Origin of the sequence: Dokdonia ponticola (assembly GCF_042653865.1) — a bacterium.
GTDB lineage: Bacteria > Bacteroidota > Bacteroidia > Flavobacteriales > Flavobacteriaceae > Dokdonia > Dokdonia ponticola.
Genome location: NZ_JBHSFV010000004.1, coordinates 308,660 through 321,803 on the forward strand (window position 1 = coordinate 308,660; position 13,144 = coordinate 321,803).

Annotated in this window: 10 protein-coding genes, 1 tRNA gene and 1 pseudogene; 8 read left to right on the plus strand and 4 right to left on the minus strand. The window is 38.3% G+C overall.

Features of this window, described 5'->3' with window-relative positions:
* Positions 1-4 precede the first annotated feature (4 nt).
* Positions 5-835: pseudogene (locus ACFO3O_RS09280) on the plus strand (recombinase family protein); the annotation flags it as partial.
* A gap of 736 nt (positions 836-1,571) precedes the next feature.
* Here the strand turns inward: ACFO3O_RS09280 and ACFO3O_RS09285 are convergent.
* Positions 1,572-1,656 (minus strand) — tRNA-Leu (locus ACFO3O_RS09285).
* 113 nt (positions 1,657-1,769) lie between these two features.
* Positions 1,770-2,456 (minus strand): aspartyl/asparaginyl beta-hydroxylase domain-containing protein, encoded by a 687-nt coding sequence (locus ACFO3O_RS09290; RefSeq protein WP_379978322.1) that lies wholly within the window; start codon positions 2,454-2,456, stop codon positions 1,770-1,772.
* Positions 2,457-2,523: 67 nt separating this feature from the next.
* On the opposite strand from ACFO3O_RS09290, the gene ACFO3O_RS09295 reads away from it, so the two are divergent.
* From ACFO3O_RS09295 to ACFO3O_RS09310, 4 genes are all read left to right on the plus strand, one after another.
* Complete coding sequence (locus ACFO3O_RS09295) at positions 2,524-3,918, plus strand: dipeptidase (protein WP_379978323.1); 1,395 nt, start codon at positions 2,524-2,526, stop codon at positions 3,916-3,918.
* A 137-nt stretch (positions 3,919-4,055) separates the two neighbouring features.
* Positions 4,056-4,427: a BlaI/MecI/CopY family transcriptional regulator gene (locus tag ACFO3O_RS09300; protein ID WP_379978324.1), complete on the plus strand. Its 372-nt coding sequence runs from the start codon at positions 4,056-4,058 to the stop codon at positions 4,425-4,427.
* A complete protein-coding gene (locus ACFO3O_RS09305; protein ID WP_379978325.1) occupies positions 4,424-7,363 on the plus strand; it encodes a M56 family metallopeptidase in 2,940 nt (979 codons plus the stop codon). The genes ACFO3O_RS09300 and ACFO3O_RS09305 overlap by 4 nt, the downstream gene beginning before the upstream one ends.
* A gap of 391 nt (positions 7,364-7,754) precedes the next feature.
* Positions 7,755-8,858: a DUF4407 domain-containing protein gene (locus tag ACFO3O_RS09310; protein WP_379978326.1), complete on the plus strand. Its 1,104-nt coding sequence runs from the start codon at positions 7,755-7,757 to the stop codon at positions 8,856-8,858.
* A 379-nt stretch (positions 8,859-9,237) separates the two neighbouring features.
* Here the strand turns inward: ACFO3O_RS09310 and ACFO3O_RS09315 are convergent, their stop codons facing one another.
* Together ACFO3O_RS09315 and ACFO3O_RS09320 are read right to left on the minus strand one after the other, a co-directional pair.
* Complete coding sequence (locus ACFO3O_RS09315) at positions 9,238-9,531, minus strand: isoamylase early set domain-containing protein (protein ID WP_379978327.1); 294 nt, start codon at positions 9,529-9,531, stop codon at positions 9,238-9,240.
* A gap of 203 nt (positions 9,532-9,734) precedes the next feature.
* A complete protein-coding gene (locus ACFO3O_RS09320; RefSeq protein ID WP_379978328.1) occupies positions 9,735-10,814 on the minus strand; it encodes an aminotransferase class V-fold PLP-dependent enzyme in 1,080 nt (359 codons plus the stop codon).
* A gap of 58 nt (positions 10,815-10,872) precedes the next feature.
* Between ACFO3O_RS09320 and ACFO3O_RS09325 the strand changes: the two genes are divergently transcribed.
* The 3 genes from ACFO3O_RS09325 to fabD all read left to right on the plus strand — a co-directional run bounded on the left by ACFO3O_RS09325 (position 10,873) and on the right by fabD (position 13,021).
* Positions 10,873-11,337, plus strand: a complete 465-nt coding sequence (locus tag ACFO3O_RS09325; RefSeq protein WP_379978329.1) for a 2TM domain-containing protein — start codon at positions 10,873-10,875, stop codon at positions 11,335-11,337.
* Complete coding sequence (locus ACFO3O_RS09330) at positions 11,334-11,816, plus strand: dihydrofolate reductase (protein ID WP_379978330.1); 483 nt, start codon at positions 11,334-11,336, stop codon at positions 11,814-11,816. The genes ACFO3O_RS09325 and ACFO3O_RS09330 overlap by 4 nt, the downstream gene beginning before the upstream one ends.
* Positions 11,817-12,133: 317 nt before the next feature.
* The gene (fabD, locus tag ACFO3O_RS09335; protein WP_379978331.1) at positions 12,134-13,021 is read left to right on the plus strand and encodes an ACP S-malonyltransferase; all 888 of its coding nucleotides are present in this window, start codon (positions 12,134-12,136) and stop codon (positions 13,019-13,021) included.
* Positions 13,022-13,144 lie beyond the last annotated feature (123 nt).

Consider the following 13,144-nt stretch of genomic DNA (forward strand, 5'->3'; position numbering starts at 1 on the left):
CATAATGACAGATTTAACGATATTCAATCAATTTGCTAAAGAGAGTAAACAGCCTAAACTTCGTACTTCAGGTAAGGGTGTCATATACACTAGAGTTTCTACAAAAGAACAAGCAGAGAATAACGCTAGTCTTGAAACTCAAAAAAAGTATTGTGATCTGTTAGCCATAAAAAAAGGAATTGAAGTTCTTGAATATTTTGGAGGCACGTATGAATCTGCCAAAAGTGATGAGCGTAAACATTTTCAAAAGATGCTTAATTACGTTAAACGCAAAAAAGATGTAGGGTATATTATCGTGTATTCTTATGATAGGTTTTCTCGTACGGGTGCTAATGGAGCTTACATAAGTGATCAATTAAAAAAGCAAGGGATTGTCACTATATCTGCAACACAAGAAGTAGATACCTCTACAAGTGCAGGTTCGTTTCAGCAAAATCTGTATTATATGTTTTCTCAGTTTGATAATGAGCTTAGAAGAGATAAGTCCGTCTCAGGAATGCAAGAGAAACTTAGAAAAGGGTATTTTATTGGTGTTACTCCTTTTGGATATACCAATCTAAATCCAGGAAAAGGAAAAACACCTAATTATGTAGTTAATGAAAAAGGAAAGCTTCTAAGAGAAGCTTTTAAGATGAAAGCAAATTTTAATATGGCTCATGTAGAGATCATAGAAAAACTAGCTAAAAAGGGGCTTAAAATTACAGAGAAGAGCTTGAGTAAATATTTTAGAAATCCTTTTTACTGTGGACTTATTGTTAGCTCCTTGATTTCTGGAGAAGTTATAGAGGGAAAACACGAACCTATGATCTCAAAAAAGATTTTTTTACAGATTCATGGGCTCTTACGCTCTCAGGCACGTGGTACTAAGTATAATCAGGAGGATAAGTATCTGCCATTAAAACTTTTTATCAAATCGGCAGCTTGCGGAACACCTTACACTGGATATATTGTTCGTAAAAAAGGATTGTACTATTATAAAAATAGACGAAAGGGAAGTAAAGAGAATAGAAGTGCAAAAAAACTACATGAGCTATTTGAAAAATTTTTAGGAAATTTTCAGTTAAAAGATAAAAAATATATCGCTCCTTTGAAAGAGATTGTAATGCAAACGTTTTTAGATATGAATAAAGAACATATCGAAGAATCAAAACGATTAGAAGAAAACTTAGAGGGCATACAAAAAAAGATAGATCGATTGGAAGAGCGTTTTGTATTTGAGGAGATCTCTAAAGTGCAATACGATAAGTTTCGTTTAAAGTTAGAGAAGGAAAAACGTGAAATTGAATCAATCTCAGGAAAAACAGAAATAAATAGTTCGAACCTAAAAAAAGTGATAGAAAAAGCAGTTGATTATGCGCTGAACCTCCCGTCATTATGGCGATCAGGAGATATTGAGGCAAAACGAAAGTTGCAATATATGCTATTTCCTGAAGGAATTGAGTATGACTTTCAAAATGATCAATTTCGAACTTTTAGAATCAACACTATTTTTGGAGTAATTACAACATTATCAGGTAGTTTTGATTTAAATAAAAAAGAGATTTATCAAAGCAATATTGACAAATCTCTTTTGGTACGGGCGGAGAGACTCGAACTCTCACACCTTGCGGCACTAGATCCTAAGTCTAGCGTGTCTACCAATTCCACCACGCCCGCATTTCAATAAATCGTTACGCATTACTTTGTAACGGGGTGCAAATATAAGAATAGTTTTTAATTGCAAAATACTTTTCTTGAAAATTTAATCGCTTTTTTAAACTTGTATCCCTTTATGATCCTAGGATCGAATCCATCAACTCCTGCGAGATCTCAATTCCTTGCTGTTCTAGCTCTTCGATAATCCGTTTTTTTTCGTGCTCAGAATGAGCAGGAGGTTTTCCTTCTGCGTCAAAATCATACCCAAGTTTTGCAAACAAGGCATCACTCCAGGCATTTCGTTTACAATCCATCACCAGATGAATCCTATCAGAACTGCCCTTATTCTCCACAGCATGCGGTAAATTAAAATTCCCGTACCAACAACTCCCCACTTCCATGGTCACTCGTTCTTTATTGATATAAAATCGAACCTCCTCATTGGTAGCAATAGGCACATGTACCCGAAATACCCCATCTTCATACCCCAACTCATGATCTGTATGCTCATGAATTTTACTACCCGCACACAAATTCAGTAAGCGTATCGATTCCTTTTTACATTCAAATTTGGCGATAACCTCCTTAAAATAGGCACACTTCTCTAATAAAGGAGTATCCCTAAATTCGCCCGAAGGCGAAAACGCCCCAATCGTACTCGTGGCACCGTCCATAGAGCGAAGGGCAATCAACTTCCAACTCCCAGCAAAATCAGCTTTATTAAAATGCTCAGAAAAGGTAAATTCCTCACACGTCTTATAATCCTCCAACAATCGATCTTCAGAAAAAGTGAAAGGAAAACGGGCACTTGAAAAAGTCATATCTCTTGTTTTATCACCTTAAATGTAGTCCATTTTTAGTACTTTTAAAGAAAAATTTAGAACTCATATGCAAACCATTACTTCCTACATTCAGGAACACAAACAACGTTTTATCGACGAACTCATCGAGTTATTAAAAATCCCTAGTATTAGTGCTGATTCCGCTTTCGCGAAAGCGACCACACAAACCGCCACCGCTGTAGCCAACAGTCTAAAAGCTGCTGGATGTGACACCGTAGAAATATGCGAAACACCTGGATATCCAATCGTTTACGCCCATAAAATCATAGATCCTAATCTCCCTACTGTATTGGTATACGGACACTACGACGTACAACCCCCAGATCCGTTGAACCTTTGGGATTCACCTCCATTTGAGCCTGTGATCAAAAAAACAGACAAACATCCTGATGGCGCTATTTATGCCCGTGGTGCCTGTGATGACAAAGGACAAATGTACATGCATGTGAAAGCTATGGAATACATGACCGCCAATGGCAAACTCCCTTGTAATGTGAAATTTATGATTGAAGGCGAAGAAGAAGTAGGAAGCGTGAATCTGGCGTGGTATGTGGAGCGTAATCAAGAAAAACTAGCTAATGATGTGATCTTAATTTCTGATACAGGAATGATCGCCAATGATATCCCGAGCATTACCACAGGACTACGTGGCTTGAGTTATGTAGAAGTTGAAGTAACAGGACCTAATCGTGATTTACATAGTGGTTTGTATGGAGGCGCTGTTGCCAATCCGATCAATATTTTAGCAAAAATGATCGCTTCGCTTCACGACGAGAATAACCATATTACCGTCAAAGGCTTTTACGATAAAGTAGAAGAACTCACCGAACTAGAACGTGCAAAAATGGCAGAAGCACCTTTTAATTTAGAAAATTATAAAAAAGCACTCGATATTGATGCCGTATATGGAGAAAAAGGCTATACCACCAATGAACGTAACTCCATACGCCCAACTTTAGATGTGAACGGAATTTGGGGCGGTTATACAGGTGAAGGCGCCAAAACCGTGATTGCCAGTAAAGCCTATGCAAAAATCTCCATGCGTTTGGTACCTCATCAAGATTGGAAAGAAATCACTGAGCTATTCAAAACCCATTTTGAAAGCATCGCCCCAAAAGGGGTAACCGTAAAAGTAACCCCCCATCACGGAGGACAAGGTTATGTAACCCCTATAGACACCATAGCATATCAAGCAGCTGAAAAGGCCTACGAAAAAACGTTTGGCAAAACACCTATCCCACAACGTAGTGGTGGAAGTATTCCTATTGTGGCTCTCTTTGAAAAGGAATTAAAAAGCAAGACCATTTTAATGGGATTTGGTTTAGACAGCGATGCAATCCATTCACCTAACGAACATTTTGGTATTTGGAATTACCTAAAAGGCATTGAAACCATTCCGTATTTTTATAAATACTTTACGGAGCTGAAAAGCAGCAAGTAACTTTTAAATTATAAAATGATAAAGTCCTTTAGATCAGTATCATCTAAAGGACTTTTTTGTTAAAGTTTTACTCTACACTTGTAGAATTAAAATTTTATTCTACATTTGTAGAGTTAATTCTAAAAAAGTAGAGCAACATGACTTTATCAGCAGCAGAAGAACAATTGATGCAACTCCTTTGGAAACAAGAGCGCGCTTTTATGAAAGATCTCATAGACGCCTACCCTGATCCAAAGCCAGCAACGACGACTGTCGCCACTTTATTGAAAAGGATGCAAGACAAAAACTTTGTAGACTACATACAGTATGGGCGTTCTAGAGAATATTTTCCTCTCGTAAAGAAAACAGATTATTTCTCAAAGCATGTCAACGGTCTAATCAAAAACTTCTTTAACGACTCTGCCTCGCAATTTGCTTCTTTCTTTACACAAGAAACAGATCTGAGCGAAAAAGAACTTCAAGAATTAAGAAGCATTATAGATAGTCAACTTCAAAAGAAAAAGCAATGATCATCACCTACCTTATCAAAAGCACCTTGTGCCTTGCTGTCTTATTTGGGTTTTATAAGGTAGCATTAGAGAGCAAAGCATTACATCAGTTTAAGCGGTATTATTTGCTCGCGAGTCTTGTGTTTGCTCTTACCATTCCGATGGTTACTTTCACATACACCACAGCAACAATTCCTCAGGATATTTGGGTAGAAAATTTTGTTAGTATTCAAAATCAACATACAGCACCGAATCCTCCAGTAGTTATCGAAGAAAAGACAAACTACCTTCCGTATGTCCTATGGAGTATCTATGGGATGGGGATTTTGATTTTTGGAGGTCGATTTGTGCGTAATTTGGTTCGCTTAAAGCGAAAAATCACAACAGCAGAAACGCATCGGCAGCCAGGTTTCACTTTAGCACTCTTACAACAGACCATCATTCCGCACTCGTTTTTGAAGTATATTTTTCTTTCGCGGAAGCGATATGAAAACAACGAAATTCCACCAGAAGTTATTGCACATGAAGCAACGCATGTGCGTCAGAAACACTCCTTGGACATCTTATTTATAGAATTTTTACAAGTTGTTTTTTGGTTCAATCCGCTGTTTTGGATCACCAAAAAATCCATCACATTAAACCATGAGTTTCTTGCAGACCAAGGAGCCATACAAGAACAACATGATATATATCAATATCAACATATACTCTTACGCTATGCCAGTAGTGCTCATCACACTACCCTTGAGAGTCCATTTAATTATTTATCAACAAAAAAACGAATTCTTATGTTATCACAATCATTTAACAAAAAGCGACTTGCCATAAGTGCGCTCCTACTTATTCCCATTATTGCGGGCTGTATTTTGGTCTTTAATCAAGGGATTATTGCACAACCTTCAGAAAAAGCTTATGAAGAAAAAACAGATCCTGTTATCTATGCAAGAAGTATTGAAATTACTATCCTCGACAACTCCAACTTGGAAGTAGACGGCGTTAAAACCTCAAGAAAACATCTAGAGAAAACACTAGAATCCTTACATACCGATCTTACCAAAGAGCAACGTGATCGTGTCATCAATATTCATGTTTCTTCAGATGAAACTATTCTTTATGAGGATTTAGTATTTATCCAAAATGTGGCCACCAACTATGGATACCATAGAATAGTGACTCCAAAGGAGGAAATTATTAGATCTAAAGGAAACGTTCCTGCGCTACAACAACAAACCGCTCAAAACTACGCTACTGAGTTTGTAGAAGGAGCTCAAAGAAATGGAAAGAAAGGGTTAGTTGTTGAAATCAAAAACAACACCGTTCGTGTTAATGGAAAAGCATCTTCAATAAAGACCCTTCACAGCGATATTGATGCGATTACCAAGGATTGGTCAAAAGCAGATTATAAAGAAATGTCTCCTTCCTTCCTTTATAAGAATAGTGATAAGGAGTTCATAGAAGAAGTCAATACAGCGTTTCAAAAAACTAAATTAACCTCTCAGGTCAAAGGGCTAAAACTACTGCCGCGTTCTGATCAAGAAATGAGAAGTGCTTATTTATTTACTGGTACACGTGATCATTTAGAAAAAATGAAAAACCTAGGAAGCCTCTTTTATTTTAATAAAAAAGAAATTTCATTTGAAGAAGCAATCAAATTAACTCAAAATCAAAAAAACCTCAGTATAAAATCTCCGTATCCATATACAAATCCTCCAAAGACCTATATTTTAAAAGAAACGGCTGATATTCAAGAATTAGAAACCTTAGTCATCGAAATCAAAAACAACACTGTGCGCATTAACGGAAAGCTTTCTTCTGTTGCAACCTTCCGTAAAGATATTGATGCGATTACCAAGGATTGGTCACCAGAAGCATACCGAGAAGCATTTCCTTCTACACTTGTTAAAAACCCTGACAAGGGGTTTGTCAAAAGACTTAATGAAGAGTTCCTAAAAACTAAGTTTTCAAAAGCAAATGGAGGGATGGATTTAGTACCGCCACCGCCACCTGCTCCACCAGCACCGCCTGCGCCTACACAATTACCGCCACCACCACCGCCACCAAATGTTGAGGACCACATAAAAAGCATGCATAACATTGGAGGTGTATTTTATTATGAAAATGAAAACATATCTTATGAAAAAGCATTGAATCTTGTAAAAACAAACAAGAACCTCAATGTGCAAACACGATCTCCGTATACAAATGCTCCTAAGACCTATATTTCAAAAGAGCCTATAACTCTTTTTGAACAGGAACAAAATAAAAAACCTGCTACTAAAGAGGATATCAAAGTATATAACAAACTCGCTAAGAAATATGGCAACAATCCAAATGGCCAAATCCTTAAACAAGAGGTGGCTTTTATGTATGACATCTATAACAGGATGACGGAAAAGCAAAAGAAAAATGCAGAGCCTTATCCTGCACTTCCGCCACCACCGCCACCTGCTCCACCTGCGCCAAAAAAGTTAAAAGAAGTATCACCGACTATGGATAAGAAAACATCCAAAAGTGGAGGAGGTCTTGTGGGAACGAAAGGGCTTTCCCTAGAGGATAAAAATTCTTTTAATACAACTGTTATAGATCCGTCTCAAAAAACAATTCAAGAAGATGCTCGCTATTATTATAATCACAGACACATTTCCACTGCTGAAGCAAAAGAACTTATAGCAAGAACTCCTAATATCAAACAAAGAATAAAGCCTTCTAAAACATTTGCAAAACCAGTTATATTCTTATATACCTCAGAACTCTTTGAGCCTGCCCCTAGACCTACGAGCGCAAACATCATTGCACATATTAAAGTTTCCAATAGGCATAACTCACAATTTTATTACGAAAATGAAAAAATTACCTATCAAGAAGCCCTGAAACTCGTTAGAAAAAATCGTTCATTAGAAGTCATCACAACGGTAAATGAACAAGAGCAATACCAGACTAGAATTTCTAAAGCTTAGCTTTTCTAGACAAAAACATACATATATCAAATCCTATACAACCTACCTCGCGTAGGTTGTACTTTTTTCTATCTCCAATAGAAAATCTCCATAAAAATGCATCCTTAGTCAACCTAAAGACCAAAGCACATACCCGACTACTTCTCCACATGGTGTAACATTCTATACTTTTTTGCGTTCTTATATACGCAAAGCATTTAGGTATTCGGAGAATTTAGCGAATTTATTCTTCTTTTTATCAAGACATAAATTTTCAAGCATAGCACTGGTTACGGTTGTAAATTTTAACGCAGAGGAAAAGAAAAAGATACAAATTCGAAAAGCTATATGTTTTGAGTATAAGCATCATCAATCAACCAATTCGTCACCAACGAATACAAAACTAACTTTTATGATACAGCAATTTTTTATTCTCTGTTCTGGAGCAGACAGAGATGTGCTAGACACCTGTTCGCGTGGCGAAAAAAACAAATACGCAGGCATAGGCGCTACCGTATTTTTTACCGCAGTACTCGCGGCCATTGCTGGCACGTACGCTTTATATACCATCTTTGACAACGTTTATAGAGCGATTCTTTTTGGGCTCCTTTGGGGTCTTGTTATTTTTAATCTAGATCGTTTTATTGTTTCTACCCTTAAAAAAAGAGATCAGTGGTGGAAAGAATTTGGCATGGCCATTCCGCGATTAATCCTTGCGGTGATTATTGCGATTGTGATTTCGAAGCCCCTAGAGCTAAAGATTTTTGAAAAAGAAATTGATCGGGTGATGTTAAGTCAGAAAAATGAATTTACCGTTCAGAATCAAGGGGAAATTCTAGCGGCATACACCCCAGAAATGAACAAATTAGATGCAGAAATCACATCACTTAAAGACGAAATTACCACCAAAGAAACCGAAGTCAACAATTTATACGAAATCTATATTGCCGAAGCTGAAGGAACAGCGGGCACTGAACTTTTAGGCAAAGGCCCAGTCTATCAAGAAAAACGGGATAAACACGATGCCGCGCTTACCGAACTCACGGCGCTTAAAGTAGCAAATGCTGATAAAATCGCTTTCGCGGAAGCGGAAAAAACCCGCCTCAGAGATGAGTTCAACACCGCGGTAAGTACGAGTCAGCCGATTATTAATAATTTTGACGGACTCATGGCACGCATCGATGCGATGAAAGAATTGCCTTGGCTCCCATCCTTATTTATCTTCTTATTATTTCTCGCTATCGAAACGGCTCCGATCTTTTCAAAATTGATTTCTCCGATGGGAGAATATGATATTAAACTCGCCGATCATGAGGCAACCATCAAGGCGTGGAGTGCTCAAAAAGCAGCACAACGCAAAATACTCACCGAAACAGATCATATTCTGAATGACCGCATCTATACCGATATTGCCAATGAAGAAGAACTCTATAGCTACAAGAAAAAGATGGCCAAAGAGATTATGAAGCGACAGCAAGATGCTTTTTATCGCAGGCAGACAAAAATATTAGGATAGTTAAATTAATATCATATACGGGTGTGATAGATCTGTCAAGACGTTGACAAATATCGCTTCAATGTCACACCCTTACTATTCAACTAAAAAACCACTACTTGAATATTCATAAATAGCGTAACCCTCTTACGAGTGTTACGCTATTTTTAGGTATTATATCTATTATAGGGTGCAGTGTTGTTTTCCATAAACCCCCATTATGCATTAGAACTTCGTAATGAGGTTTAAAGAAGCAATAAAATATGGCGTTTTCTAAGTTTTAGCATAGCATCGCTATGGTTAAACTTAAAAAGGTAGTGTAACGGTATATTTTGAAGCTTATTTAAGTTGTAATAGATTTTCTAATGCATAATGCGGGATAAACAACAACGCAAACTTGTTATAGTTCTAAAACACTATTTTCTGCAGCAGCATACGCATTCCATTGAAGGCGATCTGCTTCTTGCTCATTTGTCCATTCTCCATCTATCACATAACGGAACTCATAAGACTGTTCTGTTGGGATATCAAAAGTTCCTTTAAAACTTCCGTTCTTCAATTTCTTTAACGATGCAGTGGTGTCCCAATCATTAAAATCTCCAGCAACAACGACCGTAGATGCTTCAGCGGCAGGAACTGTAAATGTGACTTTGCAGATGGGCTTTGACTTTAAAAATTTTTTAGTAAGTGACATACTTGTTTTTTTATGAATTAAACATGTCAAAGATAAAAATAGGTCACGACAAAAAACACTTTATCAAAGGGTTACCTTCATTTTTCACAGAATCACAAAATTCCTCCTTAAAAAAATCGAATCCCACAAAACGCAAACGTTTTCATTTATCAAATTACTAGTAAAGCGGTGCGTTTTTAGGGTGTGTTGCATACAAAAATCTCTTAAAAAGAGTCTAAAGCGTCTAGTAATACCTGCAAATCGGCTTGTGTGTTGAAATATTGAAAACCAACACGTACGCCATTGCCTCTTAAAATACACATAATCCCGTGATCATTCAAATGTTTTACAAGCGCTTGATCGCCTTTTAGATTAAAAATAGACGAATGTGCTTCACGCTTTACAACAGCCTCTTCTAGAAGTCCGCGTTCTGTAAAAGAAGCTTTGGCAGCTACTGAAAGTTCTCGAATCTGTTTTTCGATGGTTTCTATTCCGATCTCATTCATCAAATCGATGGCAACTCCAAGGCTTCCGTAATTCAACGTATCTTGATGTCCAGGTTCAAAACGCCCTAAAAAACTCCCTTCTTGCGCTTTGTATTTTCCTTGCAACGAGTTAAATCCAGTGGTTTTTGGAAACACCTTTTCGGCAATGGCTTCTTTAAAGAGAAAGACTGCATTCCCAAAACCTGCATTCATCCATTTGTAACAACTCCCGCCCATCACGTCAAAGGCAGATGCATCAAAGTCAAAGACTTCCGTACCGAGATATTGGGTGGCATCTGCAAAGAACAGGGTTTCGGGATAATTGGCTTTCAACCGTTTTAAAAATTCAAAATCTATTTTGATTCCGTTAATGTACTGCACGGCAGAAAATGCGAATATATCGGGTTGCGCTTTCGCGAAAGCGGTCTCCACACGTTGCTCCAAATTACCATCAATCTGTGCATACGTAATCTCAAAATCACGCGATTCAAACGGCCAGTTCACCGAAGGATAATCCCCTTCCAACAACAACACTTTTTTAGGCGTAGGAACGCCTTCCAAGAGCGTATTAAATCCGTATGAAAAATTAGGCACTAATGCCACACGATTGGGCGCACAAGAAAATAACGCACCTACTTTCTCACGTATTTCGGTCAATATCGGACCTCTATCATTTTTGATGGCACTTCCCATAACAAAAAAATCCAGGTCGTGTGCTTGTCTATATTCCAATACGGGTAAGGGTAATAATCCAGACGCAGGCGTATTGAGATATGTACATTGGTTAAGGATAGGAAAGTATTTTTTATACGGGCTCATACGTTGAAGGTGTGGGTAAAAAACAGTAATTTTATAACATCATATAAAGATCGTACAAATGGGACTATTCTCAAAGAAAACAACACCCGCTATTGATCCAGAACAACGTGCATTGATTGAAAATGCGCAAGCACGGATTCGTCAAAAAAAGAAACTATACAGACACTTCGTGCTTTTCTTAGCAGGAGCTGTCTTAATGATTATTATCAACCCTGTGCTAGGTATTGGAAAAGATATCACCCTTTTTGGATATGACTGGTTTCTGTGGGCGATCTTGCTATGGACTTTTTTCTTTCTTGTACATGCTATTAATGTATTTGTCTTGAAACGTTTCATGGGCAAAGAATGGGAAGAAGAACAAATCAATGCTTTAGTCATAAAACAACAAAAAAGAATCGCTGAATTAGAAGAGCAAGTAGCGATACTACATCCTTTACCAGAAAAAAAAAGCAGCAACCTGACCTCAGAAACAACGCCTACAACGCCCACAACACCAACAATAGATCCCAATTCTCCCCTATGATCACAATGATTGCTGCTGCGGCAGAAAATAATGCCTTAGGAAAAGACAATGACCTTGTATGGCATCTACCTGATGATTTTAAACGTTTCAAAACCCTTACCACAGGGCATCATATTATTATGGGACGCAAGACATGGGAGTCGTTTCCCCGTCCGTTGCCTAAACGTACCCATTTGGTGATTACACGTAATAAAGACTACAAAGCCGAAGGTGCTATCGTAGTCCATGCGATGGAGGATGCACTCGCTTTCGCGAAAGATGACTCAAACGCATTTATTATAGGAGGTGGTGAGATTTACACCATCGGACTCAACTTTGCGACCCACATCGAACTCACGCGTGTTCATGGTGAATTTGAAGCCGATGCATTTTTTCCTGAGATAGATCCCGCCATATGGGAATTACAAGAAAGCGTATTTCACGAAGCAGACGACAAGCACAAGCATGCGTTTACGTATGAAACGTGGAAGCGGAGGTAGGTTTTTGAGAAGAAGCTAGATTGCTTCGCTTCTGGAATCTAGACTAAAGACATAAGACCGCTACGCTATACGACCTGAGACGCAAGACTCACAAGACCCAGGACTCAAGGCTCAAGACTCACCACTCACGACTAACGCATAAGACCGCTGCGCTGCTAGAGCTAAGATCACTTCGCTCCAAGACTCACGACTCACGACTCACGACTAACGACTAAAAATAATAAGTCCTGATTCCTGATTCCCTTTCATCTTGATTCCTTTTAAGAGACAACCCAAAACTTTCAGTATTTTTGCAATCACAACTAAACAAACCGTATATGAATGCATATATTTTTCCAGGACAAGGGGCACAATTCTCAGGAATGGGGGTAGACCTATTTGAAGCCTCTGGACTGGCACAAGATTTATTTCATCAAGCCAATGATATTTTAGGATTTAAAATCACTGATATCATGTTTGAAGGCGAAGCAGAAGACCTAAAGCAAACCAAGGTAACCCAACCTGCTATTTTCTTACACTCTGTTATTTTAAGTAAGGTACTAGGCGACACCTTTCAGCCTGATATGGTCGCTGGACATTCCTTGGGTGAACTCAGCGCCCTAGTAGCCAATGGAACACTCAACTTTGAAGATGGACTACGATTGGTATCACAGCGGGCACTAGCGATGCAAAAAGCCTGTGAACTACAACCTTCAACCATGGCAGCTGTTCTTGGACTAGAAGATCATGTGGTAGAAGAGGTCTGTGCTACCATCAACGGGATTGTAGTGGCTGCCAATTATAATTGCCCAGGGCAGTTGGTAATTTCTGGTGATATTCCAGCAATCGAAGCCGCTTGCGAAGCGTTGAAAGAAAAAGGAGCACGACGTGCATTGGTTCTTCCTGTCGGAGGTGCTTTTCACTCGCCTCTCATGGAGCCTGCTCGTGAAGAACTGGCTACAGCGATAGAAAACACCACCTTTAACACTCCTAATTGTCCGATCTATCAAAATGTATCAACGACAGCAATTATAGATCCATCAGAAATTAAAAAAAATCTAATGGCACAACTTACGGCTCCTGTAAAATGGACACAAAGTATGCAACAAATGATCGCTGATGGGGCAACAAACTTCATAGAAGTCGGCCCAGGAAAAGTGTTACAAGGACTGATGCGTAAAATAGACCGCAATGTAACAGCGAGTAGTGCTGTTCTTCCTGAATAATACCATTTACCAATTGAATTTACTGTAATAAAACACCCTTTTTTCCTTTCTATTTCACAAGAAAAAAGAAACCGTAGCTTAGGCTATGCTTTAGTTTTCTTTCTCATATAAAGAAAAAAATCA